The organism is Cupriavidus sp. SK-4, assembly GCF_000611125.1.
In the GTDB taxonomy this organism is placed as follows: Bacteria; Pseudomonadota; Gammaproteobacteria; order Burkholderiales; family Burkholderiaceae; genus Cupriavidus; species Cupriavidus necator.
In genome coordinates this window covers 1-26,822 of the sequence record NZ_JFJW01000075.1, presented here as the reverse complement: position 1 = coordinate 26,822, position 26,822 = coordinate 1, and the positions used below count along the sequence as shown (strand labels likewise).

The following is a 26,822-nucleotide window of genomic DNA, read 5'->3' as shown; positions in this document are numbered from 1 at the left end:
TCGTTTGCGCGAAGAGTACTTCAGCAGCCTGCTAGGCTTGATGCGGCGGGTCAATCTTCAAATATTCATCTCATTCGCAAAGGGGATCGCTATACCAAACGCGGAAGTGCAATGCAAAAAAAATCACTCAAAAGATACGTATCAAAGAAGCGGAGACCAAGGGTGAAGAACAAATGTAATGCATTGATATTCGGCGCTATTGTTTCGATGCCATGTGCCGCGCAGGCCGATGTGTTGCTTTACGGATTAATCGATACAACCCTGAGATTCTCAACGCACGAGAATACTGCAGGGGATAGCAAGTGGCAGATGACGGACGGCGCCGTCAGTGGCAGCCGCTGGGGATTGCGCGGTACAGAAGACCTTGGCGGAGGCCTGAAGGCCTGGTACGTCCTTGAGTCCGGATTTGCCCCGGACAGTGGGGTCAGCTTGCAAGGTGGACGCCTGTTCGGCCGCACCGCGGTAATTGGCGTAGACGGAGGCTTTGGCAAGATAGCACTTGGCAGACAGTACTCTCTGGCTCACGAGATTATTGCCTCATACGACGCAACGGCAATATCCAATAATGCCATTGCCGGTTATCAGGGAGGCAGTTACACGGGTCTGCGCTACGACAATACGATCAAGTACATCAAGTCCTTCGGTGGACTGCAGCTGGCCGCCGCCTATACCTTCGGCGAGGTGGCCGGCAACTTCTCAGGCAACAATGCTGTGGCGGGTTCTGTTGTTTACAGCGCCGGACCTTTTGAAGCCGGGGCTGTCTATCAAGTTACCCACGACGTCTCCACGGCCTTCTTCGGTTTGCCGGCGAGCCAGGCGAGCAAACAAACGGTCTGGGCATTGGGCGGCACATACAAGATGGGTAGAACGCAGTACTACCTCGGATATACAAACAGCCGTCTCGATGTCGCTGACTATCGAAACAACGTCGTCTATGTGGGTGCAAAGGCGAACCTTACCAGTGCCCTCGTTCTTAGTGGTCAGTTCTATTACGACTGGCTATTGCACGCTGACCGGGGAGGCAAGCGCCTGACCGCTGCTGCCATGCTGGATTACAACTTCAGCAAGCGTACCGATGTTTATCTTGAGGTTGACTACACGAACTTGCGTGGAGAGTGGATAGCCCTGAGCAGCGCGCCAACGTTTGCCAATTCCGGAAATACTTATGGGCATGGCAGCAGGCTGGGCTTGATGGTCGGGCTCCGGCACAAGTTTTGATCTGCTAATCGAGCAAAAAACAGGAGACAAAATTGAAAAAGAAAAGTATCTTACAACTCGTTGTCCTTTTTACGTTTGCGTTCATGCTGGTGCGTGCAACCAGTGCGCAAACGTATCCGTCTCGCCCGATCAAAATAGTCGTTGGATATGGCGCTGGCGGGCCGGCCGATACCATCGCCCGGGTATACGCCGAAAAACTGCAGGCGGTCCTGCATTCACCGGTCATCGTTGAGAATAAGCCAGGTGCTTATGAGCAGGTGGCAGCCAATACTGTACGTTCTGCGATCCCGGACGGGTACACCCTGTGGCTGGGCACCGCCGGCGCCCTGACGATGGGACCTGGTGTACGTCCGAACATCCCGTACGACATCCTGAAAGATTTCACACATATCGCGAGAATTGCCGAGGTTGAGGCCATTCTGGCGGTGAAGAACGGGCTACCCGTCAATTCGTTGGCTGAATTTATCAGCTATGCCAAGGCTAATCCAAACAAACTGTTCTTCGCGACCGCCGGAGTTGGCGCTGGTAACCATTTGCTGACCGAGTACATCATGAATGTGACGGGAATCAAGCTGACCCATGTCCCCTATAAGAGCGATGCGGATGTGGCCAACGAGCTCACCGCCGGCAATGTCGACTTTGGGATCCCTGTTGCTGCGCAAGCAGTACCGTTTATCGCTGCCCATAAGTTCAAGCCTATCGCTGTGACCGGCCGCCAACGCCTCAAGTCGCTTCCGAATGTGCCGACCACCGGCGAAAGTGTTGAGGTTTTGAAATCCGTTGGCATTTATTCAATTTATGGTTTGCTCGCCCCGGCGGGGCTGCCTGCCGCCGTCACGCAGAAGCTCAGCGATGCCTTCAATAAGGTGGCACAGATGCCGGAGGTCGTGCAGCGCCTTGATAGTGTCAGCGTGAGAGCAACCACTTCCACGCCAATTGAATTCCGCACTTATCTGGAAACGGAAGGGGCCAAGTGGAGAACGGTCGGGAAATCCCTGAACATCAACTTCAATTGAGTTCATTGCGTCGCTGAAGTCATGTCAAATTGATCGTATAGGAGTCATCGAAAATGAAACGCCTGGACGGAAAAACTATCATCGTCACCGGAGCCAGTAGTGGCATTGGCGAAGCCTGCGTGCGCCGCCTGCTGGAAGACGGAGCATCCATCGCTGCAGCCGACCTGAGCAAGGAAAAGCTTGACGAGTTGGTTGGAACCCATGCTGGGAACGACAAGATCTACGCCAGCGTCGTCGATGTTTCAAGCCGAGAACAAGTAGCAGGCTTGGTGAAAGGCACCGTTGAACGGTTCGGCCGGATCGACGGGCTCGTGAACTGTGCTGGTACACGTGGGGTCGGTAACGTGCTGGATTTCGATCCAGAGGTGTGGCAGCGCGTTCTCTCGGTGAATCTGGATGGCACTTTCAATATGTGCCAGCACGTAGCGCGTGCCATGAGGGACGGCAAAAATGGAGGGGCCATTGTAAACATTTCGTCTGGCGCCGGAATTATGGGCGTTCCCAACCGGCTCGGCTACGTCGCATCCAAATTTGGTGTTTCTGGCATTACGCGGTCAATGGCCGTAGAGCTGGGGCCATTCGGAATCCGCGTCAATGCGGTGGCACCGGGAATGATTCGCACACCGATGACTGAGGTCATGTTCGAGGACCCGGACAATGCCAGGCGGATTCGCGCCGCCCATCCGATCGGTCGTGAAGGAAAGCCGGAGGAGATTGCGGCCGCGATTGCGTTCCTGCTATCGGACGACGCCAGCTTCATCACCGGTGCAGTCATCCCGGTGGATGGAGGCTCGACCGCATGCATTCCGTCGCATTAATCATCCATCTCGGGAGTCAATTCAATGGAAGCCGCGGTTCGTAATCAAGACGCTGACAAGACTTTGCGCCGCTATGAGCATCTCTATATCGGCGGGGAATGGGTCTCGCCACTTGACGGAGGCTCTATAGAGAGCATCGATCCGGCAACGGGTCGTCCATGGGCCGTCGTGCCCATGGCAGGGGTCAACGATATCGATCGTGCTGTAGCAGCGGCCAAGGACGCCTTTAGAGGACCATGGAGGCGCATGCCCGGCCATGAGCGCGCCGCGCTGTTGCGCCGCTTTGCCGATCTGTTTCGGGATGCCACCCCGGAGCTTGCCATTCTGGAGGCGCGTGACTGTGGCGGTGTTATTCGGGATTTGCGGGCAAGCATTTCCGCGCAGGCGCAGTATTACCAGTGGTTCGCGTCGCTCGCCGACAAGGCGCAAGGACGTACGATACCGATTGACGACAGCATGCACGCCTTCACGACGCTTGAGCCGATTGGTGTGGTTGGCGCCATTACGCCCTGGAACGTGCCGCTGTTCACCACGTGCGTGAAGATCGGCCCGGCACTCGCCGCCGGATGCACGGTGGTGTTGAAACCGTCCGAGCATACGTCCGTCACAGCGCTGGAACTGGCACGTCTGGCCCACGAGGCAGGATTTCCGCCTGGGGTATTCAACGTGGTCCCGGGGTTCGGGCACAATGCCGGCGCGCATCTGGTCCAGCATCCGGACGTCAGCAGGATCACATTTACCGGTGAGGGCGGCACTGCCAAGAAGATGCTATACGGTGGTATCGAGACGCTTAAGCGTTTCAGTTTTGAACTGGGGGGTAAGGCTCCGCATATCATATTTGCGGATGCCGACATCGAACAGGCCCTCAATGCTGCGACCGCGATGGCCTGGCGCAACTGCGGCCAGAGCTGTGCATTGGGATCCAGAGTTCTGGTTGAGCGGCCGATCTATGACCGGATCGTAGAGATGTTTCAGGCTCGGGCCAGGACGGTACGGGTCGGCATGCCGCTCGACGAGATGACGAGAATGGGGCCGCAGGCGAATGAAGCCCAGCTGAGGAAGACACTGTCATATGTCGAAATCGGCAAAGGCGAGGGCGCTGCCCTGGTGACTGGTGGTCGCCGCATTGAAACCCCCGAGCTGGCGAACGGTTACTTTGTTGAGCCGACGGTTTTCGCCGGCGTCAATAACCAGATGCGGATCGCCCGTGAGGAGATCTTCGGTCCGGTTGCATCGCTGATTCCCTTCGAAGGCGAAGAAGAGGCGATCTCGATTGCCAATGACACGCCATTTGGACTGACAGCCGGTCTATGGACTCGGGACGTCGGCAGAGCGCTGCGCGTGTCTCAACGCATTGAGGCAGGAATGGTGTGGGTCAACACCTACAATGCCACGCGTTGGTCAGCGCCGTATGGAGGATTCAAGGCAAGCGGATGGGATCGGGAAATGGGCATCGACGCGTTGGCTCCGTTTCTTGACACCCGGACCACCATGGTCAGTACCACGGGCCAGTTTCCCAATCTCTACGCGTCCTAGAGCGGAGGGAGGCCCACCGGAACCCGGAAAACAATCGCGGCAACTGGCGGGCTTCCGCTAGTTGCCGCGTACGCCGGTCGCTACATTGCGACCGTTGGCAGCTCCGGCACGGCGCCGCAAAGCGCCGTGCTCACCGGGCCTTACGCCACCTTGCGCACCGGCAGGCTGCGCACACGCTAGTGTCCTGCGGTAGAACAAAGCAATTCTGTCACTCCGGAATCTGCCGCCTGAAAGCCGCCCCGTATATAGAGGTCCGGCAGGTGAATTGAAAGCAGTTACGCCAATGGCGGGAATCTGGCCACCAACGCCGGCGGGACCCAGGTGCTAGGCTATGGCAATGCACGTGATGTGCCTTGGGCTCGAAGCAGTGACAGCTGATGGTCAGATCCGGAATGGCCTGCACAAGGACAGTTCGCGGCGCTCAAAACGAGTTGGCCCAGCGACGGCTGCCCGCCACACTGACAGCCCTCGGGTTGCTGGATGGTAAGCGCGCGGGGATCCCATCTTGACGACAGCGAAGCGACTCGGTCAGGACGGCGTGAATCGCCAGTGATGAGGCGGAAGTTTTTCGACGTGACATGCGGGCTGCGTTGTCAGCCGCGCGAGAACGTCCTGGTGATAGGCCTAGGGAGGGATCCTGAGCGTTTAGCCTGGCCGACTACAGCATCGCTCTATCGTCACGATGGACATGACGAGTAACGCACGTTTAGACCAGTCAATCACGGTGACGATCCAGCTGGCTAGGCGCATTCGCTCAGCCGCCGAGCGGCCAGAGAATGCTACAGACAGTGGCTGGTAATGGCGCTGTAGATCGGTTCATCAACCTCAAGCCAGCCTCGAGCTTTCCCTTCGCGGACTTTCCGCGCGGCTGCTATGCCTGGAACCCTGACAGGTGCTCCGTCCGGTACGGGCCTGGAACTCTCCACCTGTTCCTGCAAGCTCTGGATGTTCTTCTTGAAGTCCTGCAGCGGCATGAGCAACTCGGGATCAAGCGCCAGGAAGAAGTACCCCCAGCGTCCCCCGCCGTCACGGACGATGGGGTCGCTGCCGCCCAGAATACCCAGTGCCTGGACGATCATGGACAGCGCCGACCCGCGCGCGCCTCCCCAGGGCAGGATGGCACCGCGGAGGGCGGCCGCAGGATCGCAGGTCGGCAGGCCCGTCGTATCGACAGCACGTCCCTCCGGCAGAGCCTGGCCAATCTGCTGGTGGTAGAGTAAGTCTCCCCACATCACTGAAGCGGACGAGAAATCGATCACCAAGGGTGTGGGGATGGCTGGGAAGGCAAACGCGAGAGGATTGGTTCCGAGCAGCCGGTCGATACCTCCGAACGGCGCCACGCGAGCAGTCGAGTTGCCCGCGTGCATCCCGATCAGGTCGGCATCGGCGGCGCGCTCGACATAGTACCGAAGCATCCCGGAAAACCAGCTATTACTGACGCCCACGACCCCGATGCCGCTGCGCTTTGCCAGGGCGATCGCCTTGTCCATGGCAAGCACGGACGTCACATAGCCATTGACGTTCGCCCCATCGATCAGAGCGGAAATGGCAGTCTCTCGCAGGATGGTGATCGTCCCGCCTGGACCGCGCTCTTTCAGCATGTCCGCGATCGGTTGCAGTCGGGACAAACCTGCAAAGTCGTGGCCGGCCAAGGTCGCGTAGATCAAATGGTCGGCAACCATGCCGGCATGGTCCGCAGGCATCCCATGATGCGTGAGGTAGGAAACGGCGACTTCTTTCGCCTCGGCGAGGGAGAGCATCTTTTTCATAGACATGGCGTTCACTAATGTTGGATTCCAGACAAACCAGTCTAGGAGCGCCAGCTACCGCCGCCATCCGTGAGGGCGGCAAGGTCCTTTGCGCGGAACCCCATTGACAGGGTGACCTACCGCATGCCCTGCCGCTCAAGCTCACGAGCCGCCGGAAGTTTCGCTGCGACATGCGCTTGCCATCTGGTGCAAAGCACCTTGCCGCAGGCGCAGATTGCCCCCAGTTGAGTTAAACCTAGACTTCCGCGTAACGGGCTGACGTACATTAAACAAGCGAGACATAGGCATAAAGGGAGACATTTTTCATGGATAAGAGCAAAAGACGCTTCATCAATCTTCTTGGGGCGTTGCCCTTGGTGGGAGCGGGGACGATATTTGCTGACCAGTTTCCGTCCAAGCCGATCAGGATCATCGTTCCAGCATCGGCCGGAACTTCCATCGATGCCATTACGAGGTTTTTTGCCGAGCCCCTTTCCAAGCGGCTGAATACTCCCGTAGTCGTCGAAAATCGCCCGGGCGCTGGCGGATTGCTCGGCTACCAAGCCGCCGCGCGCGCTCCAGCGGACGGCTATACGCTGATCCTCACGGGAATTCCCCTCTATCTTCTTCCCCTGTTCTCGGATGTCACGCCGCCGCCATTGGACCCAGTTAAGGATTTCGCGCCTGTGGCGCGCGTCGCGCGTGTGCCGTTCGCGATCGTGGTACCCACAGATTCTCTGTACCAGAATCTGTCCGATTTGATCGCGGCGATGCAGAAAAGTCCCAATACCCTGACTTATTCGTCCCAAGGGGTAGGGAGCAGCGCGCATCTCTGCTCTGTGATCCTGAATGACATGACCCGGACCAAGGCCCAGCACATCGGTTACAAGGAAACCACAATGGCCGTCACGGATGTGGTCGGAGGAAGAATTTCCTTCAGTTGCCAGACATCCACGGGCGTATTGCCATTGATCCAGTCGGGCAAGCTGCGGGCTTTGGCAGTTACCGGATCAAAACGGTGGGATGCAATGCCGAACACGCCTTCGGTCAGCGAGGCGGGCGTTTCGGGATTCGAAGTTTCCTCGCAGCTCGATTTCATGGCGCCGAGCGGAACGCCTCAGCCGATCCTTCGTGTGCTGTCCCAGCAGATCGCAAAAATAGCGCAAACGCCGGAGTTCAAACAATTCTGCGAGAAGCAGATATTGACGCAGGAAACCGTTGAGGCTGGTGCCCTCGGCGCTGAAATAACGCGCGAGGTCGTCCGCTGGAAGAAGATAGCCCGCTTGGCTCGGACGAATTAAAGGCGAGTAGCTTTGCTTCGGACCTTGGCGCGCCCTGGTGCAGCACCTCAAGCTCGCGGCTGACTGACGACGCCGGCGAGGTGCAGCCGTTCTTGCCCGTGTGCTCATCCTATGGGGCTGGGGCGTGCTTGCCGTCGAAGAGCTGAACAAGGAAATCCACGAAGACGCGAACCTTCAACGACATGCCTCGGCTGCTGGGATAAACGACATGCAGATCGGCATCTGTGGAGATCGGGCTCACGGTGTAGTCCTGCAGCACGCGAGCCAACGCACCCGCTTCGATCTGCGAGCGCACCATCCATTCGTGGACCATGATCATGCCCAGCCCGGACAGTGCCCCGGACAAGAGGGCCAGCACATTGCCGGTGCGTAGCTTTCCCGCGACTGGAATTTCCTCATGGACGCCGCCTCGATGAAATCGCCAGGTGTTCCCATACTGAGGCGCTGTGAAAAGAAGGCAGCTATGGCGTTCCAGCTCCCGAGGGCTAACTGGAACTCCATACCGTTTGAAATAGCTCGGTGCGCCGCACACGATGCGCTGGCTGGGAATCAGACGTCTCGCAACAATCTCGGAATTGGGTAACTGGCCCATCCATACCGCGACATCGATGTGATTCGCCACGAGGTCCTGTCGCTCATCGGTCAATGTGATATCCAGGGAGAGTTCGGGATATTTCTCAAGAAACGCGGGTAACTCAGGAATGATGACGGTCGTTCCTGTAGAAACCCGTAAGGAAACTTTCAGCATGCCCTTGACGCTTTGCTGAAACGACTGCGCTTCCGACTTTGCATTGCTGAGGTCGGAGGCCAGCTTGCATGCTCGTTCGTAGAACAGCCGGCCGGGTTCCGAGAGCGAGATTCCACGTGTATTGCGGTTGAGCAACCGCACACCCAGTTCATCCTCCAGTGACTTGATCTGCCGAGCCACCGAACTCGTGGAAGAGCTGTCGCGCGCCGCCGCCGAGAAGCTGCCGGCCTCCACGACCTTGATGAAAGTTTGAATTCGAGCGAGTTCTTCCATGTGCCAGCACAACCTTTACGAAGATTCAGAGATGCCCCGTCAACCGTCAGAGAGGATTCCCCCAACCTTAATTGCCTGGCTCCGAGGTTGCCTTTGCATCCACTGCAATGGCGCTTGCCGTTTTTTCGCGTATCGCTCGCCGGCCGCGCTCCCTATAGTCAATTTCACTCATTAGAACACTCTCTACCTACCTTGGGGCTGAAATATGGATGCAACGACTTTGGAGCGCCAGAGCGCCATGCAATCGGCAACTCCCGCCGAGCACGTCAGGAACTGGCTCCGCTCTTTCGAGAAGGCACTGGCTCACGGCTCGGGGCAGGACCTGAAGGCGCTCTTCGCGGACGAATGCCATTGGCGCGACCTCCTGGCCTTCACCTGGAACATCACGCCGCACGACAGTGTTGCAGCCATTGTCGAGCAGTTTCTCAAGACGCAGCCGCGTGTCCAGGCCAAGAGCTTCGCGCTGCCAGCTACACGCACGCCGCCCCGCTTGGTAAAGCGGCTCGGTGTCGGGGTGATCGAGGCCATCTTCGAGTTCGAGACGGCCGTGGGCCGCGCGGAGGGCGTGGTCCGCCTGCCGGAGGCACAGCCGGGCAAAGCTTGGGTCTTGATGACGTCCCTGAAGGAGTTCAAAGGCAACGAGGAGCCCATCGGCGCGAGGCGGCCCAGCGGCGCCGAGGACATGCGCATGTTCGGCGGTCCGAACTGGGCAGACCGCCGGGCGGAGGAGCGGCTGTTCCGCGATCGAGAGCCCGCCGTGCTGATCGTGGGCGCCGGCCAGGCCGGGCTCGCGGTGGCTGCGCGGCTGCGGCTGATCGGCGTCGATGCGTTGGTCGTGGATTCGCTGCCGCGCGTGGGCGACGTCTGGCGCACCCGCTATCACGCGCTCGCCTTGCACAACCAGGTGGCGCTCAACCATTTGCCCTACCTGCCGTTCCCCCCGAATTGGCCGAAGTACCTGCCGAAGGATATGCTGGGCGAATGGCTGGAAACCTACGCCAAGGCCATGGATTGCAACGTCTGGACCGAGACCAGCCTGGTGTCTGGGACCTACGACGAAGAGAACCAGCAATGGCAAGCGCGGGTCCGCCGGGCCGATGGCAGCGAGCGCGTTCTTCGCCCGCGGCACATCGTCTTCGCCAACGGCGTCGTCGGTGCTCCCCGCAAGGCCGTTGCGCCTGGCCTGGACGACTTCAAGGGCGAGGTCATTCACACGCATTCGTTCAAGAGCGGCGCGCCCTGGCGCGGGAAGCGCGCCCTGGTGCTGGGCGCGGGCACCAGCGGCCACGACATCGCCCAGGACCTCGCCAGCAGTGGCGCGGCTGTCCAGTTGATCCAGCGCGGCTCCATCACCGTCGCCAGCGTGCAGGCCGCGGGGCTCAACCACGCCATCTACTACAACGAGGGCCTGCCGCTGGAAGACACGGACCTGATCGCCGCGTCCAGCACGTACCCGCTGCTGGTGCGTGGCTACCAGATGAACGTCGCCAAGATGAAGGAGATCGACAAGGATCTGCTCGAAGGGCTCAAGGCCAAGGGTATGAAGCTCGATTTCGGGGAGGACGAAACCGGGCACCAGATGAAGCTGCGGCGGCGCTTCGGGGGCTACTACCTGAACTGCGGCGCCTCAGACATGATTATCAACGGCCAGATCGGCCTGCTGCAGTATGAGGACATCGACCGCTTCGTGGTAGACGGCGTTCTGCTGAAAGACGGCAGAGTCGTGAAGGCGGACTTGCTGGTCACGGCCACCGGCTACCATAACCAGCAGGAAGTGGTGCGGGACATTCTCGGGCCGGATATCGCTCAGAAGGTGGGCCAGATCTGGGGCATCGGTGCGGATGGGGAGCTTGCCAACATGTTCCGGCCGACCCCCCAGCCAGGCCTCTGGTTCATCGGCGGCGGCCTTGCCCATTCGCGCATCTACTCGCACTACATCGCACTGCAGATCAAAGCACGGGAAGCGGGACTGGTTCAGTGAGCATGGGAAGGGAGAACCACATGCTTGATCTGACAGGCAAGGTCGCTTTTGTCGCCGGAGCGGGTTCCGTCGGTGAAGGCTGGGGAAATGGCAAGGCCACCGCAGTGCTGATGGCGCGGCAAGGCGCGACGGTCTATGGCGTGGATAAGAATTCACAGGCGATGCAGGACACCGGCGCAGTGATGCGGCAAGAAGGACTGACGAACTGGACCGGACATGTGTGCGACCTGAGCCGCAGCGACGACGTGAAGGCAGCGGTGGAGGACTGCATGCAGCGGTACGGCCGCATCGACATCCTGGTCAACAACGTGGGGGGCAGCGCCCCTGGCGATCCGGTATCGATGAGCGAGGAGACTTGGGATGCCCAGATGGACTTGAACCTCAAGACCGCCTTCCTGGGGTGCAAGCACGTGCTCCCGGTGATGGAGCGGCAGTTCGCGGAAAGCGGCAAGGGTGGCGCGATCGTCAACGTGTCCAGCATCGGCTGCATGAGCTTTCAGGTCGAGGGGCGCGTCAGCGCGGCCTATGCGGCGTCGAAGGCTGGCATCCTCGCATTCAGCCGCTCGACCGCGATTGCCTACGTCAAGAAAGGCATCCGGGTCAACACCGTCGTTCCGGGCACCATGCACACGCCCCTCGTCGAGCACCGGCTGGTCAAGCAGCTCGGCGCGCAGGATGCACAGTCGCTCATCGCCAAGCGGCATGCCAGTGTGCCCATGGGGCGCATGGGCGACGCCTGGGACGTTGCCCATGCGGTGCTCTTCCTCGCCAGCGACGAAGCCGGCTACATCACGGCAACGCATCTGGTCGTAGACGGCGGCATGACGGCTGCGCGCCCGGGAGCATGACATGACCCGCTTCGTATCAACATCGCTCCTGCGCTACCGGACCAAGAGGCTCGCATCGGTTCTGGCCGGACTGCTCGCCGCCGTCGCATCGCTGGCGCCAATCAGCACGGCTCGTGCGCAGGGCTATCCGAGCAAGCCCATCCGAGTCGTGGTTCCCTTCCCACCGGGAGGCGCCACCGACATCATCGCCCGGGAGACCACCCAGCGGCTCGCATCGACTCATCGCTGGGCGTTCGTGGTGGAGAACCGGCCCGGCGCCGGTGGCGGCCTGGGTGTGGATGTCGTGGCCAAGGCCGCGGCGGACGGCTATACCCTGCTGATCGGACAAACGAGCAACCTGGCCATCAACCCTTCGCTGTACACAAAGCTGCCCTATGACCCACTGAAAGACTTGGTGCCCATCGCCTCTGTCGCCACGGCGCCCATGGTGGTCGTGGTGCCGGCGGCGTCGCCGTACAAGTCGCTGTCCGACCTGCTGGCAGCAGCGAAGGCCGCTCCTGATACCGTCAGATTCGCGTCGTCGGGCAATGGCTCGCTGGGCCATCTCACCGGCCAGCAGCTCCAGACCGCCGCGAAGGTTCGGCTCCAGCATATTCCCTACAAGGGCGCCAGCCAAGCCCTGATCGATGTCATCAGCGGGACCGTAGACAGCTACTTCACGTCGGTGCCTTCGGTGCGTCAGCCCATCCGCAACGGCAGGCTTCGTGCGCTGGCGGTGACCGCCAGCAGCCGCGCGGTGGATCTGCCCGAGGCGCCCACCATGACTGAAGCTGGCTTCGTAAACTTTGAGGCCAGCACATGGTTCGGGCTGCTTGCCCCTGCGGGCACGCCGGAGGCGATCATCAGGACGCTCTCATCGGCCGTGAATGACGCGCTGAAACAGCCCGAGCTGCGAGCGCGGCTTGCTCCAGAAGGGGCAACGGTCACGGGCGGTAGCCCGGACCAGTTCATGGAAACGATCAAGTCCGACATCACGCGGTGGGCCAACTTGGTCCGTGCGGCGGGCGCAAGGATCGAATAGAGGCACCATCCCACATGACAGTCCTCGGCCGCGGGCCGGCTCCAACCGTCCTGGAGGGCTGTATGAGGATCATTTTAGGAATCGCATGAGCCAACCCACCATCATTTCTTGCGCACTGACGGGCGGTGGAGACACCACCGCGATTAGCCCGCACGTGCCGGTTACCCCCGAACAAATCGCGAATGAGGCTCTGGCGGCCCGAGCCGCCGGGGCAGCCATCGTCCACATCCATGTGCGCGACCCTGAGACGGGAAAGCCCAGCCGCGACCTGCGGCTCTACCAGGAGGTCGTCGATCGGATACGCGATACCGGTAGCGATGTCCTGATCAATCTGACCACCGGCGCTGGCGGCCGGTACATACCCGACGAGGCCGACCCCAACAGGAACGCGATCGCTGGGATGGCCACGCCCGAGGAGCGCATGGAGCATGTGCTCGAACTGCGGCCGGACATCTGCAGCCTGGACATCGGGACGATGAACTTCGGCGCCCATGCCTTCCTCAACCTGCCCGCGTGCGTGGAGAAGATCGCTGCGGCCATCCGGGCAGCAGGCGTTAAGCCCGAACTCGAAATCTTCGACCTCGGGCACGCTGCGTATGCCCGGCACCTGTACGACCGCCAACTACTGGATGGGCCCCTGTGGGTTCAGTTCTGCCTGGGCGTGCCGTGGGGTGCTCCTGCCACAACCGAGTCCCTGATGGCGATGCGGCAGTTGCTGCCCGTAGGCGCTTGCTGGAGCGCATTCGGCATTTCACGGCACCAGTTTCCGATGGTAGCGCAGGCCGTGCTACTGGGCGGCCACGTGCGCGTCGGCCTGGAGGACAACCTGTACCTGACTCGGGGTCAACTGGCCCCTGGTAATGCCTCGCTTGTGGAGCGTGCGGCGCGCATCGTCAGGGAACTGGATGCCGAGGTCGCGACGCCTGCCCAGGCGCGCGAGATCCTGGGCCTGGCAAGGACGTAGGACATGCCACGACTCAACGCAGTGCCTGACGCCGACCTGAGCCCTGAGCAGGCCTCGGCATGCGCGGAAGCCCGCTCCGGTCCGCGGGGCAAGATTCCCGCGCCGATGATCGCTTGGCTCCGCAATCCCGAGCTGGCGCGGCGCGCGCAGAAGCTCGGCGAACTTCTCCGCTTCGAGACCTCGCTGGAGCCGCGTCTCACCGAACTTGCGATACTGGTGTGCGGTCGCCACTGGACCTCCCACCATGAATGGACGGCGCACAAGGCCCTGGCCCAGAAAGCAGGCCTGGCGGCGGACGTGATCGCCGATATCGCTGCCCGCCGGGTGCCCGACCTCCAGTGCGACAGACAGCGCGCCGTATACGACGTTTCGCTGGCCTTGCTGACGGACGGCAGGATCGGCGCGGAACTCTACGAAAGAGGAACGGCGCAGTTGGGAGAACAGGGCATGGTCGAACTCGTCGGCGTGCTCGGCTATTACTGCCTCGTCGCCTTGACGCTCAATGCGTTCGAGCTGGGCATCCCTGAAAATATCGCCTCTGAACTTCAGGACCCGCAGTTTCTGGCGAGCGCGCCGATCGCATGAGTCAGCCGGCCGAGCGCACCTTGTCGCAGGAGGAAGTGCTGGAGCCGAACCAGCCCATCGTCGATGCACACCATCACCTCTACGATCGGCCTGGACTGAGGTATCTCGTCGATGACCTGCTGGAGGATCTCCGCTCGGGTCATGACGTGCGAGCGACGGTCTATGTGCAGGCGCGTGCCATGCTGCGCCAGGACTGCGACGAGCGATTCAAGCCCATAGGAGAAACCGAGTTCGCCAATGGCGTGGCAGCGATGTGCGCCAGCGGCACCTACGGTCCCATCCGTGCATGCGCAGCGATCGTTGGGGCCGCGGACCTGTGCCTCGGACATGCCGTTCGGCCCGTTCTGGAGGCCCATATCGCCGCGGCGGGAGGCTCAGTCGCGAGGGGCGGGCGCTTCAGGGGGATTCGCCATGTCGCGGCGTGGGACCCGGACCCAGCCTTGCTGAACCCGGCCTATCCGACGAGCGAAGATCTGCTTGACCAAGCCGAGTTTCGGGCGGGGTTCTCACACCTTTCTCGGTTGGGCCTGAGCTTCGATGCCTGGCTGTACTTCCATCAGATACCCCGACTCACGGGGCTCGCGCGCGCGTTTCCCGATACCCGGATCGTCCTGAACCATTGCGGCGGCATCTTGGGGCGAGGGCGCTATGAGGGCAAGGGTGACGAGGTATTCCACCAATGGAGGGAGGCGCTGCACGCTCTCGCGTTGTGTCCCAATGTGATGATCAAGCTCGGTGGGTTAGGGATGCCACAGACAGGTCTTGGGCTTAGCAGGCGCGGTGGCGTGCCTCTGTCGGCCGAGTTGGCGAGGGCCTGGCGCCCCTGGATGGAAGAGTGTATCAACGCCTTCGGGACGTCGCGGTGCATGTTCGAGAGCAACTTTCCCGCCGATAGAGCCGGCCACGACTATATTGGGGGCTGGAATGCGTTCAAGCGATTGGTGATGGATGCGAGCCCGGCGGAGAAGGCGGACTTGTTTTGGCGCAGCGCATGTGCGTTCTACCGGCTCCCGGCTTTTGCGTAGGAATACTTCGGCCCCTAGGGCCGCTGGCTATCTAGGCTGGTTGCCGACGACTTCTGAAGGAAGCTCGGTTGTGGATGCGATGGTCGGGTCGTCAGCCGCCGGCATGTCCATCGCCGAGAGCAAGGCATCGCCCTCGATCGGCCCTTGCAGCAGGATCGCCTTGCCGGTCTCAAGATCAAGCAGCCGCAGCGATGGCGCTCCGGTCACGCCGCCTTTCGTGGTTTCTCCCGCCAGCGCGCGGATGGCCGCATCGGGCGCAAGCAGAAAGGATTTGACAAAACAGATTTCCAGTCCTGTATCCTAAGACTCGATTGACGATGGTGTCGTCAGAGTCGTGGCTCCGCAAATCGCCCCATCTCGCGCGTCAGCAAAAGCTCTGCTCGGTTGACGGTAAAAGCGACGGTAATGCCCATGTCGATCACAGCCAATCCCTTTAACCACGCGGGCTTGGGCGGCTTGTTGATGATGGAGTGGGAGTGAAGTGTAATTCGCTTCTAATCGAGCATACAGGGCGCCCTCGAGGCGCCTTGTCTTTTGGCTCCGCACTTCGCGTTGCCGCGGCGGGGCTGGGCGGTGGTGTCGACTCCCCCTCCGTCCCCGCTTTAGTCCCTCGGACCTGTGTTGATTGCATTGCGATACGCAAACAACGCCGGCGCACCACCGGTATGCAGGAACAACACCGGGTCAGCCGAAGCAAAACGCCCGCGCGCGACACCATCGAGCAAACCAGCCATCGCCTTCCCCGTATAGACGGGATCGAGCAACACACCTTCGGTACCTGCCAGGATGCGGATGGCCTCCAGCCCCGCCTGGTTGGGCTCACCATAGCGAGGTGCGAAGTACTCGTCCCACAGCTCGACCTTCAGCCCTGCCGGCACCTCGACATCGAGCAGCGCGGCAGTCCCTTCGATCAGCCCGGCCACCTTCGGAACTTGCGCCGCGACGCTGCGCGACACGGTAACACCGACGACCGGTGTATCCGGCATCGCGTGTGCGAGCGCCAACGCAAGCCCGCCATGGGTTCCGGCACTGCCGGACGCCAGCACGACCGCCGAGAACGCAAGACCCATCGCCTCGGCTTGCTGCGCCAGCTCCAGGCCGGCACGTACATACCCCAATGCCCCCAGCGGATTGGACCCGCCGATCGGAATGACATACGGCTTGTGCCCCTCGCCACGCAGCCGTTCCGCAAGGGCCTGCAACTGTGCGTCGGCGTTGTCGAGACTGGTAACCGACTCGGCCTGTGCGTCGAACAAATCGAGCAGCAGGCGGTTGCCGCCGTGCAGGTAGTCGCCGTCTGCCGTGCCGGTCGGGTTTTCCAGCAACGCGCTGCAGCGTAGCCCAAGACGGGCCGCCAGCGCCGCCGTCTGGCGGACATGATTCGACTGTATGGCTCCGGCCGTTACCAGCGTATCGGCGCCCTGACGCAAGGCGTCAGCCGCCAGGAACTCAAGCTTGCGCAGCTTGTTTCCGCCAAACGCAAGTGGCGTGGTGTCATCCCGCTTGATGTAGATATCACGCGCGAGCATCCCGGACAGGCGATCAAGCTTTTGCAGGGGCGTGACCGCGCCGACCAGATCGAGGCGGGAGAAAGCGGCAAGGCGATCCGAGATCTTCATGATTTCGACTTTGGGGGAGGTGGACCAGGACGGGGCGGCGGCGGGCGTTGTCAGCGGGGACGTTGATCGCCCCCGACCGCCCCCGCCTTCATGCAAGCGGGTGTGAGTCAATGCAGGATCTTTGCGAGAAACTCCTTCGCACGGGCCGATTTCGGGTCGCCGAAGAAGGCGTCCTTGCCGGTATCCTCGACGATGGCGCCGCCATCCATGAAAACTACGCGGCTGGCGACCTTCTTCGCGAACCCCATTTCATGGGTGACGCAGATCATCGTCATGCCCTCGCGCGCCAGTTCGACCATCACATCCAGCACCTCATTGATCATTTCGGGATCGAGCGCCGATGTCGGTTCGTCGAACAGCATGGCGATCGGATCCATCGACAGCGCGCGTGCAATGGCAACGCGCTGTTGCTGCCCGCCCGAAAGCTGCCCGGGGTATTTCCGCGCATGCGCTTTCAGGCCGACGCGCTCGAGCAGGCGCATGCCGTTCTCCTGTGCTTCCTCTTTGCGGCGCTTCAACACTTTGACCTGCGCCAGGGACAGGTTGTCGAGAATGGACAGATGCGGGAACAGCTCAAAATGCTGAAACACCATGCCAACCCGCGCACGCAACTGGGCGAGCTTGATCTTCGGATCGCCGACCATTACCCCGTCCACACTGATCCGGCCCTGCTGAAACGGCTCGAGGCCGTTGACCGTTTTGATCAGCGTGGATTTTCCTGATCCGGAAGGGCCGCAGATGACCACGACCTCGCCTTTTTCTACCTGGGTGCTGCACGCATCAAGCACCTTGAACTGACCGTACCACTTCGATACGCCTTCGAGCGCGATCATCGTTTTGTCTCCTGCTTGCAGATTGCTTTCTTCGAGTTTCCGACCTGTTCCATCAACGCGTCACAGGCAGTGTCAGACGCGCCTCGAGGCGACGCTGTGCCCATGACAATCCGGTGCTGAACAGCCAGTAGATCGCTGCTACCGACAGATACAAGGGAAGCGGTTGGAACGTTGATGCGATGATTTCCTGGGACGACCTGAGCAACTCAGTCACGGTGATGACTGACACCAGCGACGTATCCTTGATCAGGCTGATGAGCGTGTTGCCGAGGCTTGGCACGGCGAGCCGCAAGGCCTGCGGGCAGACGATGTAACGCAGCGTCTGCAGATGGCTCAGGCCGAGGCTGTGCGCGGCGCTCCATTGCCCTCTGCCGATACCGAGAATCGCGCCGCGCATGCTTTCCGACAGGTACGCGCCGGCATTGGCCGTGAGGGTAAGAATGCCGGCGCTGGTGGGGTCCAGGGAAATGCCGAGGTCTGGCAGGCCATAGTAGACGACGAACATCTGCACCAGCAGCGGCGTGCCGCGCATGACACTGACATAGGTGCGGGCAATGCCGCCGAGGATTGGACTGGTGCTGATACCCATGATGGCGACCACGATCCCGACCAGCAGGCCGAACACCATCGACGCCAGGGCAAATTTCACGGTGATCACCGCTCCATGCAGGAGTACCGGCGATGCATGAATAACTAGATCAAGAGATTCCATGATTCGATCCGTAGAAGTGGCCGCGTGGCCGGCCAGGCCCATGCCTGCAGCGATGGAAGGAGCCGGCCGGCGTGGCAGCGATTACTGGGCGACGGGCCTGCTGGCGTCGGTACCCAACCACTGGATGGACAGCTTGCGCAACGTGCCATCCTGCTGCAACGCGTTCAGTGCGTCGTCAATGGCTTTGGCAAACTTGGGATTGCCCTTGCGGAACGGGATGCCCATCTCAAGCTTCGTGCCGGCGAGCAGCGCGCCGGTGCGTAGCGGCATCTTGGAGTTCTTGATCAGGTACGGCAGCATCAGGCGGTCATTGAGGGCCGCATCGATGCGCCCGGCCGCCAGGTCACGCAGGTTTTCCGACGTACCCGGATAGGTCTGCACCAGGATACCCGGCACGGATTTCGCCAGTTCGGCATAGTTGCTGCCCAGCGTGACGCCGACGGATTTTCCCTTCAGCTCTTCAAGCGAATTGAACTCGCGCCTGTCATTGTTGCGCTGAAGTACCTGGACCGCGGAATAGACGTATGGCTGGGTAAAATCCAGGGCCTGGCGGCGTGCCGGCGTGATGCCCACCTGGTTGACGATGACGTCGAACTTTCCGGCTTGCAGGCCGGCAATGATGCCACTCCACTCGGTGGTGATGAACTGGACCTTGAGCCCCATCTTGTCGGCCACGGCTTTGGCTACGGCCACGTCAAAGCCGTCGAGCTGACCGTCGCCATTGCGATAGCCAAAGGGTGGGTAAGTGCCCTCCATGCCGACTTTCAGGACACCGCTGACTTTGACCGAATCCAGCAGATCTTCAGCGTGCACGGCGGGCGCCGTGACAATCAGGAGGGTCGCGATGCACGCGCTTTGCAACAGCAACTTCAGGGATTTCATGTCTTGTCTCCAATGTAGGAATAGGTATTTTTTTGAAGGGCACTGCTACTGCACGGCAAGTCTGCGGAACGCGGCTTCCAGATCGGCGATCAGATCCTCCTTGGCCTCAAGGCCCACGTGCAATCGAAATGCCTGGCCGGCATACGGCCATGCGGCTGCGGGGCGCTCCTCCCTGGGATCGAAGGGCATCACCAGACTCTCGAATCCGCCCCAGGAAAAGCCCAGGCGGAACAGCTTCAGGTCGTCGATGAAGGCACGGAACGGCTCACGCCCATATCCGGGCTTGAGTACGACGCTGAACAATCCTGAAGCCCCCGTGAAATCCCGACGCCAAAGGGCGTGGCCCGGCGCACCAGGGAGCCCGGGGTGCAACACCTGGGCCACCTCCGGGCGGCCCGCCAGCCAATCGGCAATGGCCAGTCCGCTACGCTGATGCCGCTCAAGGCGCACGGCCATCGTGCGCAAGCCCCGCTGCGCGAGATAGACGTCGTCCGGGCCCGCGTGCTGGCCAGTGGCGAAGACATAGTCGCGCACGGTGTTCCATGACTCACGGTTGGTCGTGATCACACCCATCAAGGCGTCCGAATGCCCAACGATGTACTTCGTCCCCGCATGCACGGAGACGTCCACGCCGTGCTTGAATGGCTTGAAGAACAAGGGCGTGGCCCACGTGTTGTCGATGACGACGACCGCGCCATGCCGGTGTGCGACCTTCGCAATGGCAGGAATGTCCTGCATTTCGAACGTCTGCGAACCCGGTGACTCGGCGAACACGAGCGTCGTGGTCGGACGGAACAAGGCCGCGATGTCGGACCCGAGCGTGGGGTCGTAGAACGTCGCTGACACGTTGCAGCGGGCCAGTACCGTTTCGACGTAGTGGCGCGTCGGGCCATAGACGCTGTCGCTCACCAGGATGTGATCGCCGGCTTTGACGAATGCCATGATGGCGCTCGTACACGCCGCCAGGCCGGACGACACCAACAGCGAACGGTGCCCGCCTTCGAGCTGCGCCAGGGCGTTCTGCAACGCGAAGGTGGTCGGCGTGCCTTTGCGGCCGTACCACATGACATCCGTGGCGCCCGACATGGCACGCCCGCGCGCTTCCATGTCGTCGAGATTGCGAAACGTCACGGTCGACGCATGGAAAACCGGCGGATTGACGACGCCGCCGAAATCGTCCGGATCGATCACGCCGTGCGAGAGATAGGTATCGGGGGACATCCGGATTACCCTTGCCTGGCGCTGTTGACCATGTCGCCCAGGCGCTCCAGTCCCATGCGGAGATTGGCCTCGGGCGGGCCGAATGAAAAGCGCACCCAGCTTGCGTCGATGTATTCGGTCGCGCGCTGGTTGCCCGGATTGACGTCGAAGAACCTGCCGGGCACGGTCATGACCTTGCGCTTGAGACCCTCCGTAAAGAAGGTGTCCGCGGTGTTCAGCGGCGCGGGCAGCCGATGCACCCGGCCCCAGAGATAGAACGTGCCGTTGCCAGGGCAGGGGATCTCGACACCCATGTCGGTCAGCGCGTCCAGCATGATGCGGCGCTTCCTGGCGAACATCTGCCGCAATGCGGACGTTTCCTGATCCGCACGGTCGTGTTGCAGCGCTTGCACGGCAAGCCGTTGCACGATCGTCGGCGGGCCGCCGTCGATGGCGCTTGCGGCACGGCTGATCATGTCGATCACCTCGGTCGGCCCCACCACCCAGCCCATGCGCAGGCCGGGGTAACGGTGATTCTTCGTCAAGCCGTCGACGATGACGACCGGGTCAGTTTCCACGTCCTCGACGAACTCGGCGGCGGACACCGGCCTGTCCGCCGGGGCATGGCCATCTTCGAACACGAAGTGAGAATAGAATTCGTCGAGCAGCATCCAGCAGCCCGTGTTGCGCGCCGCCGCTACATACTGCGCCAGTGCCTCACCACGTACCACGGCCCCGGTGGGGTTGTTGGGATTGCTCCACAGCAGCGCGTCCAGCTCTTCCCTTGCGATCAGTCCCTCGAGCGCCTGCGCCGGGATGGCAAAGCCGTCTTCGGGCCCCACCGGCAGCGTGACCGGCGTGAAGCGATGGCGGTGGTAAGCGATCAGATCTTCGTAGCCGGTGTAGTCGGGCACGACGTGGCCCAGGCGAATTCCGCCCAGGGTGGCGAGCAGCCGCGACAGCGCAAGCCGCCCGCCGGACGCAATCGCGACATTGTCCTTCGTGTACTGCGATGCCTTGCCGCGACGATAGCGACGGTTGTAGTCGTCCGCGACCGCCTGACGCAGCGCATCGATGCCGCCGACCGGCCCGTAGGCGCAATCGGCCACGTCGAACTGCAGTGAAGCCAGCCGTTCCGGCGCGCCTGCCATGGGCCCGATTTCAGGCTGCCCCTGGCCGAGGTTGCACCAGTCGGGATGACCGTTGCGGAAGCCGAGCTTGACGGCTTCGTGAACGACGTGAATCACGCCCATATAGGGAACCGGGCGTAGCAGGGAAGACGCTAGTGAGCTTGTCATGTTGTTGTCGAAGGGGGCTTGTTTATCGGTGACGCGACGCCACGCGGTTGCGATGGGTGACCATGCGCTCATGCAGCCGGGAGATTGTGTTGCTGCCTGTGGCGACGAAGAGAAAAGGCAGCATGCCGTGCACGAGCGCCGCCATCGATGCGAACAGCATCGACGCGCCAAATGAAAACGACGACGACATATGCTGCAGATAGCTCTCGCCAACCGATGCCGGGTGCTCTTGGAAGAGCCGAAATATTGTTCTCATGGTGGGGGCGTCATCCGGTATTGCGCATCGTCCGATCCTGGATTGGAAAGCCGGCTTCGCGCTGTTTGTGAGAAAAATCATAGTGTTCGATCTTCGCAAAAGGCTTCCAAAGGTACCCACCATCTCGCTTCTAATTAGAAAAATTTTCTACTGGGATGGTGCAATGTAGAAATTCAGGCTCCGGCGTACCTTCCAGATATCGCTGCGCGTCGAGCGCGGCCATGCAGCCCGTGCCGGCGCTGGTGATTGCCTGCCGATAGATGTGGTCCTGCACGTCGCCTGCCGCGAACACGCCCGGCACACTCGTACCCGTGGCGTTGCCCGAGAGGCCGCCGTTGGTGACGATGTAGCCATTCGTCATCTCGAGCTGGCCTCTGAAGAGATCGGTGTTCGGCTTGTGGCCGATGGCGATGAAAACGCCTTGCAGTGCGAGTTCGGTGGTCTCGCCGGTTTGTGCATGCCTGATGCGCAGGCCGGTCACGCCGGCCTCGTCGCCATTCACTTGGTCGAGCACGTGGTTCCATTTGATCTCGACAACACCTTGCTTCGCCTTCTCGAGCAGACGGTCGACCAGGATCGGCTCGGCGCGGAACTTGTCGCGGCGGTGGATCACCGTGACCTTTTTCGCGATGCCAGCGAGATACAGCGCTTCCTCGACCGCCGTATTGCCGCCGCCAACCACGGCTACATGCTGCTGCTGGTAGAAGAAGCCGTCGCAGGTCGCGCAAGCGGACACGCCGCGGCCCATGAAGGATTCCTCGGACGGCAGGCCGAGATACTGTGCGGACGCGCCTGTCGCGATGATCAGCGCGTCGCAGGTGTACTCGCCCGATTCGCCGATCAGGCGAATCGGCTTCCTGTCTAGCTTTGCCGTGTGGATGTGGTCGAACACGATCTCGGTGTTGAAGCGCTCCGCGTGATCGAGAAAGCGCTGCATCAGCTCTGGGCCCTGCACCCCCGTTGCATCCGCCGGCCAGTTTTCGACATCGGTCGTGGTCATCAGCTGGCCGCCTTGCGCCAGGCCCGTGACGAGCACCGGCGACAAGTTGGCGCGCGCTGCATAGACGGCGGCGGTATAGCCGGCAGGGCCGGAACCGAGAATCAGGACCTTGGCGTGCTTGGGCGAGGACATTGGAGAATCCATAGCTTATTCAAGAGACTTCAGGCGATTGCCTGAAGCGATTACTGAGCCGGTTCGAAGTCGAGGCCCGCCACGCATGGGCACCGCCAAACTTGCGGTAGACGATGCCGCCGATCGCAATGGTTGCGATCGGCGCGCGGGGCTGCATGGAAGGCCTCTTCACGCGTGAGCCGGGTTGGCCTGTAGTCAGGAGGCGGGATGCGCCACACCGTACTGCGACGACAGGTATCGACGGATATGGTCGGGCGAATCGATAAAACGCGTCTGGCCGCTCACGTGAATCTCCACACCGTCATCGACCGGCGCGCGCCCGGCGCCGAGCACCAGGACGGGGGCGGACTGGTTCGCCTCGCCGATCAGTTCGACAATTGCCATGCGAGGGCGGGGCGCATCGATGTATTCGACATCCACTTCATTGCGCAACTGCGGGAAGAAGCCGAGCAGGCCTTCAACGGCAACGGAATCTCCACAATAGAACGGACCTTCCGAGCCTGAAAAAAAGCCGGGGCGAAGCATGAATAGTTTGTCTTTCACTTTCACTCTCTCTGCGGGTTGAAATTGCTGGCGGACGCGCGTCGCTTGCCGTATCGCGAACCACCGACCACAGGATAAGCAGTGCAAATAGACCCCACCAGTGGCACGAACGACAATTTGCGTAAGGATCGTGCCAACTTGATGGGAGTGGCGGCGATCAGGATCGCAGCACACGCAACAGACACGGGGGGAGGGTCTTGCTAGACGTAGAGCAGATGGGGCAGAATCAATCGCTGGTGGCATCAATGCCCGTTTCCGTCCATATCGTGCCAAAGACCAAATCACAATCGTCTGTCAATGCAGGACTGGTTGCCGTCGTCGTGTATGACGGCCTGAGCCTCTTTGAATATGGCTGCGCCGTTGAAGTGTTCGGTCTGCCAAGACCTGAAATGGGCGACAGCTGGTACCGCTTCACGACCTGTTCCGCCGAATCTGGGAGGTTGCGCGGCTCGGGTGGCATCCAGGTACAGGCTGACGGTGGCCTCGAACTCCTGGCCAAAGCGAAGACCATCATCATTCCGGGGTGGCGCGGTATCGAAGCGGACGTCCCGCCGGAGCTTTGCCGCGCGTTGAGGAAGGCGAACAAACGCGGGGCGCGCGTCATGTCGATCTGCACGGGCGCCTTTGTCCTGGCGGCAGCGGGGCTGCTCGATGGAAAGCGTGCGACGACGCACTGGCGCCATGCCGCAGCACTCGCGGCGCGATATCCGGACGTCCACGTGGAAGCGGACGTGCTCTACGTCGATGCCGGCGATGTCCTCACGTCTGCCGGCAGTGCGGCGGGAATCGACTTGTGCCTCCACCTGATTCGCCGGGACCTTGGCCCGCGCGCAGCCAATCAGGTCGCACGCCGACTGGTCATGCCACCCCACCGCGAAGGCGGGCAGGCCCAGTATATCGACGAGCCGGTCTCAAAGCGTAGCAGCTCTTCGCTGGCACCCTTGGTGGACGCGGTGCGCGCAACATTGGACGAGGGCTGGTCGATTGTCAGGATGGCAAAGCAAACGGCGATGAGTGCCCGAACCTTTCAGCGGCACTTTGTCAGTACGATGGGGATGCCGCCAGGGGAATGGCTGCTTACGGAGCGCCTGGGCCGGGCCAGGACGTTGCTCGAAGAGACCGATTTATCCATGGATGAAATCGCGGTTCAAGTCGGCTTTGGTGCGGCAGCCACGTTGCGCAATCATTTCCGGACTCGGCTTGGGACCAGCCCGGGTTACTACAGGCGACGGTTCAGCGCATCCGAGGCACACTGATTACCCACGCGGCTTCGGACGACGCTTCCTGCGCCACGGTTGCCGACGGCCCTGGAAATGAACTCCCCGATCTGCGCTACCTTGCCGGCATCGATTCCGGTTTCGACGCCCAGGCTCTGCATCATCCGGAGAAGCGCTTCGGTAGCGACATTTCCGGTGGCGCCCTTGGCATAAGGGCAGCCGCCAAGCCCGGCCACGGAGGAATGGAAGATACGAATCCCCACCTCAAGGCTGGCCCGGACATTGGAGAGGGCGTGGCCATAGGTGTCGTGGAAGTGTCCCGACAGCCGCTCCAATGGAAACTCCGTCGAAGCCGCTCGCATGACTTCCTGAACCTTGTCAGGTGTACCCACGCCGATCGTATCGGCAATATCGATCTCGTCGCAGCCCAGTTCGCGCATGCGCCGCACCAGATCAACAACCGCTCCGACCGGCACGTCCCCTTGATAGGGACAGCCCAGCGAGCAAGACACGCTGGCACGCAGGCGTATGCCTCTCTCCTTCGCTGCAGCCGCGACAGGCTCAAAGCGGGCCATCGACTCGGCGATCGAGCAATTGATGTTCTTCTGCGAGAACGCTTCACTGGTAGCGCCGAAGATGACGACCTCATCGGCACCGGCAGCCAGTGCCGCGTCCAGGCCCTTCATGTTGGGGGTGAGTGCCGAGTAAAGCGTGCCAGGGCGCCGTCTGATACGCGCCATCACTTCCGCGCCGTCGGCCATCTGAGGCACCCACTTCGGCGACACAAATGATGCTGCCTCGATATTGGTGAAGCCTGCCTCGGTCAGCTGGTCGATCAATGCGACCTTGATCTCGGTCGGCACTAACGCCTTCTCGTTCTGGAGGCCATCCCGTGGACCGACTTCCACGATCTTGACTTTGTCTGGTTGCATTGCCGGAAATCTCCCCACGATATCAGGCTTCAAACGCCAGGAGCTGCGACCCTTCAGCCACCTGCTCGCCAACCCCATAGAGCACTTCACTGACCACCCCATCCACCGGCGCGCTGATGGTGTGCTCCATCTTCATTGCCTCCATCACCAGCAGCGGGGCCCCGCGCGTCACGATGCTGCCCGCCTCGACCATCACGGCAATGACCTTGCCGGGCATCGGCGCGGTCAGCTTGCCGTGTTCGCTTTCAGCCTCGCCAGCGTGCGCCAGTGGATCGAGCCAGGTCAGGCTTACGTGACCACCGGCATGGAAGGCATGAAACGCCTCGCCGTCGGCATGCACTTGGCCGTGCGCGTGGCGCGTACCGAGGTCGACGCGGATCTCATCTCCCTGGCAGTTGCAGGCGAAGGACACAACCTGGTTCGCGTAGATCAGCGTGCTGCCGCGTGCATCGGTGTTCAGCGTCACCTCCAGCACCTGCTCGCCATAGCCGAAGCGCAGCGTGCGCGACACGCCGCCGTTCAGCCGCCACGCGCCGCCATGGGTCCACGGCGAATGCTGGTCGGCGGCGTCGACGCGGCGCTCGCGCGTCTCGCGGTCGAGCAGCGCGGCGACCGCCAGCGCAATGACTTCCAGGCCGACCGGGGCGGCGGGCGGGAACAGCGTGGCTTCGTTGCGCTCGATCAGCCCGGTATCGAGATCGGCGGTGCGGAACGCCTGCGACGACACCAGCCGTTGCAGAAAGGCCACGTTGGTCGACAGCCCCACCACGTGATACGACGCCAGCGCCTGGCGCATGCGCGCCAGCGCCTCGTCGCGGTCCTTGCCCCAGACGATCAGCTTGGCGATCATCGGGTCGTAGAAGGGGCTGATGGTGTCGCCTTCGCGCACGCCGGCGTCGATGCGGATGCCGGCCGGGCCATGCACATCACCACCGCGCATGAACTGCACCGCCGGCGGCGTGCGCAGGTAGCGCAGCGTGCCGGTGGACGGCAGGAACTGCTTGTCGGGGTTCTCGGCGTAGATGCGTGCTTCCAGCGCATGGCCGTCGATGCGCAGTTGCTCCTGCGTGAGCGGCAGCGGCTCGCCGGCGGCGACGCGCAGCTGCCATTCGACCA

At 61.6% G+C, this 26,822-nt stretch carries 25 protein-coding genes and 2 pseudogenes; 13 read left to right on the top strand and 14 right to left on the bottom strand.

The features are described 5' to 3' along the window. The first annotated feature begins 207 nt into the window (after positions 1-207). The 5 genes and pseudogenes from CF68_RS16110 to CF68_RS38400 form a co-directional block, all read left to right on the top strand. Entirely contained in the window at positions 208-1,218 is a 1,011-nt protein-coding gene (locus tag CF68_RS16110) for a porin (protein ID WP_051591549.1), read from the top strand. Between the two features lie 32 nt (positions 1,219-1,250). After that, a complete protein-coding gene (locus tag CF68_RS16105) occupies positions 1,251-2,234 on the top strand; it encodes a tripartite tricarboxylate transporter substrate binding protein (protein WP_035820469.1) in 984 nt (327 codons plus the stop codon). Positions 2,235-2,287: 53 nt separating this feature from the next. Beyond that, positions 2,288-3,052: an SDR family NAD(P)-dependent oxidoreductase gene (locus CF68_RS16100; RefSeq protein ID WP_035820466.1), complete on the top strand. Its 765-nt coding sequence runs from the start codon at positions 2,288-2,290 to the stop codon at positions 3,050-3,052. 24 nt (positions 3,053-3,076) lie between these two features. Continuing rightward, positions 3,077-4,588, top strand: coding sequence for an aldehyde dehydrogenase (locus CF68_RS16095; protein ID WP_035820464.1), 1,512 nt, complete (start codon positions 3,077-3,079; stop codon positions 4,586-4,588). A gap of 267 nt (positions 4,589-4,855) precedes the next feature. After that, positions 4,856-4,991, top strand: a pseudogene (locus CF68_RS38400) (FAD-binding protein); the annotation flags it as partial. 376 nt (positions 4,992-5,367) lie between these two features. Here the strand turns inward: CF68_RS38400 and CF68_RS16090 are convergent. Next, positions 5,368-6,357 (bottom strand): Ldh family oxidoreductase, encoded by a 990-nt coding sequence (locus CF68_RS16090; protein WP_161786867.1) that lies wholly within the window; start codon positions 6,355-6,357, stop codon positions 5,368-5,370. A gap of 305 nt (positions 6,358-6,662) precedes the next feature. On the opposite strand from CF68_RS16090, the gene CF68_RS16085 reads away from it, so the two are divergent. Then, a complete protein-coding gene (locus tag CF68_RS16085; RefSeq protein ID WP_035820459.1) occupies positions 6,663-7,637 on the top strand; it encodes a tripartite tricarboxylate transporter substrate binding protein in 975 nt (324 codons plus the stop codon). Between the two features lie 109 nt (positions 7,638-7,746). On the opposite strand, the gene CF68_RS16080 is transcribed toward CF68_RS16085, so the two are convergent. Next, positions 7,747-8,658, bottom strand: a complete 912-nt coding sequence (locus CF68_RS16080; RefSeq protein WP_035820456.1) for a LysR family transcriptional regulator — start codon at positions 8,656-8,658, stop codon at positions 7,747-7,749. A gap of 238 nt (positions 8,659-8,896) precedes the next feature. Here CF68_RS16080 and CF68_RS16075 point away from each other — a divergent pair, with 238 nt between their 5' ends. The 6 genes from CF68_RS16075 to CF68_RS16050 all read left to right on the top strand — a co-directional run bounded on the left by CF68_RS16075 (position 8,897) and on the right by CF68_RS16050 (position 15,082). Further along, positions 8,897-10,639: an NAD(P)/FAD-dependent oxidoreductase gene (locus CF68_RS16075; RefSeq protein ID WP_035820480.1), complete on the top strand. Its 1,743-nt coding sequence runs from the start codon at positions 8,897-8,899 to the stop codon at positions 10,637-10,639. Positions 10,640-10,659: 20 nt separating this feature from the next. Continuing rightward, a complete protein-coding gene (locus CF68_RS16070; RefSeq protein ID WP_035820454.1) occupies positions 10,660-11,487 on the top strand; it encodes an SDR family NAD(P)-dependent oxidoreductase in 828 nt (275 codons plus the stop codon). Between the two features lies 1 nt (position 11,488). Next, a complete protein-coding gene (locus CF68_RS16065) occupies positions 11,489-12,508 on the top strand; it encodes a tripartite tricarboxylate transporter substrate binding protein (RefSeq protein ID WP_051591547.1) in 1,020 nt (339 codons plus the stop codon). Between the two features lie 85 nt (positions 12,509-12,593). Next, entirely contained in the window at positions 12,594-13,472 is an 879-nt protein-coding gene (locus tag CF68_RS16060; protein ID WP_035820451.1) for a 3-keto-5-aminohexanoate cleavage protein, read from the top strand. 3 nt (positions 13,473-13,475) lie between these two features. Next, positions 13,476-14,057 carry a carboxymuconolactone decarboxylase family protein gene (locus CF68_RS16055; RefSeq protein WP_035820448.1) on the top strand — a complete coding sequence of 194 codons (582 nt, stop codon included), beginning with the start codon at positions 13,476-13,478 and terminating at the stop codon, positions 14,055-14,057. Next, positions 14,054-15,082 (top strand): amidohydrolase, encoded by a 1,029-nt coding sequence (locus tag CF68_RS16050; protein ID WP_035820447.1) that lies wholly within the window; start codon positions 14,054-14,056, stop codon positions 15,080-15,082. The genes CF68_RS16055 and CF68_RS16050 overlap by 4 nt, the downstream gene beginning before the upstream one ends. Before the next feature lie 27 nt (positions 15,083-15,109). Here CF68_RS16050 and CF68_RS16045 read toward each other — a convergent pair. The 10 genes and pseudogenes from CF68_RS16045 to CF68_RS16000 all read right to left on the bottom strand — a co-directional run. Next, a pseudogene (locus CF68_RS16045) lies at positions 15,110-15,337 on the bottom strand (disulfide bond formation protein DsbA); the annotation flags it as partial. Between the two features lie 347 nt (positions 15,338-15,684). Continuing rightward, positions 15,685-16,701, bottom strand: coding sequence for a D-cysteine desulfhydrase (locus CF68_RS16040; RefSeq protein ID WP_035820444.1), 1,017 nt, complete (start codon positions 16,699-16,701; stop codon positions 15,685-15,687). Between the two features lie 107 nt (positions 16,702-16,808). Beyond that, entirely contained in the window at positions 16,809-17,534 is a 726-nt protein-coding gene (locus CF68_RS16035) for an amino acid ABC transporter ATP-binding protein (protein WP_035820442.1), read from the bottom strand. A 52-nt stretch (positions 17,535-17,586) separates the two neighbouring features. Continuing rightward, entirely contained in the window at positions 17,587-18,246 is a 660-nt protein-coding gene (locus CF68_RS16030) for an amino acid ABC transporter permease (protein ID WP_013956923.1), read from the bottom strand. Between the two features lie 81 nt (positions 18,247-18,327). Next, positions 18,328-19,128: a transporter substrate-binding domain-containing protein gene (locus CF68_RS16025; RefSeq protein ID WP_035820441.1), complete on the bottom strand. Its 801-nt coding sequence runs from the start codon at positions 19,126-19,128 to the stop codon at positions 18,328-18,330. Positions 19,129-19,173: 45 nt separating this feature from the next. Next, positions 19,174-20,349, bottom strand: a complete 1,176-nt coding sequence (gene metC / locus CF68_RS16020) for a cystathionine beta-lyase (RefSeq protein ID WP_035820439.1) — start codon at positions 20,347-20,349, stop codon at positions 19,174-19,176. A gap of 5 nt (positions 20,350-20,354) precedes the next feature. Continuing rightward, positions 20,355-21,581, bottom strand: a complete 1,227-nt coding sequence (locus CF68_RS16015; RefSeq protein ID WP_200872562.1) for a pyridoxal phosphate-dependent aminotransferase — start codon at positions 21,579-21,581, stop codon at positions 20,355-20,357. 67 nt (positions 21,582-21,648) lie between these two features. After that, the gene (locus CF68_RS38395) at positions 21,649-21,963 is read right to left on the bottom strand and encodes a DUF6356 family protein (protein ID WP_235205787.1); all 315 of its coding nucleotides are present in this window, start codon (positions 21,961-21,963) and stop codon (positions 21,649-21,651) included. A gap of 49 nt (positions 21,964-22,012) precedes the next feature. After that, entirely contained in the window at positions 22,013-23,014 is a 1,002-nt protein-coding gene (gene trxB / locus CF68_RS16005; protein ID WP_152548498.1) for a thioredoxin-disulfide reductase, read from the bottom strand. Positions 23,015-23,209: 195 nt separating this feature from the next. Beyond that, positions 23,210-23,557 carry a DUF3088 domain-containing protein gene (locus CF68_RS16000; protein ID WP_026201285.1) on the bottom strand — a complete coding sequence of 116 codons (348 nt, stop codon included), beginning with the start codon at positions 23,555-23,557 and terminating at the stop codon, positions 23,210-23,212. Positions 23,558-23,802: 245 nt separating this feature from the next. Between CF68_RS16000 and ftrA the strand changes: the two genes are divergently transcribed. Next, positions 23,803-24,813: a transcriptional regulator FtrA gene (ftrA, locus tag CF68_RS15995; RefSeq protein WP_051591546.1), complete on the top strand. Its 1,011-nt coding sequence runs from the start codon at positions 23,803-23,805 to the stop codon at positions 24,811-24,813. Here ftrA and CF68_RS15990 read toward each other — a convergent pair. Both CF68_RS15990 and CF68_RS15985 read right to left on the bottom strand, forming a co-directional pair. Continuing rightward, positions 24,777-25,706 (bottom strand): hydroxymethylglutaryl-CoA lyase, encoded by a 930-nt coding sequence (locus CF68_RS15990; RefSeq protein WP_035820433.1) that lies wholly within the window; start codon positions 25,704-25,706, stop codon positions 24,777-24,779. The genes ftrA and CF68_RS15990 overlap by 37 nt on opposite strands. A gap of 22 nt (positions 25,707-25,728) precedes the next feature. Then, positions 25,729-26,822, bottom strand: a 1,094-nt coding sequence (locus CF68_RS15985) for a biotin/lipoyl-containing protein (protein WP_035820432.1), incomplete at its 5' end; no start/stop codon positions are given.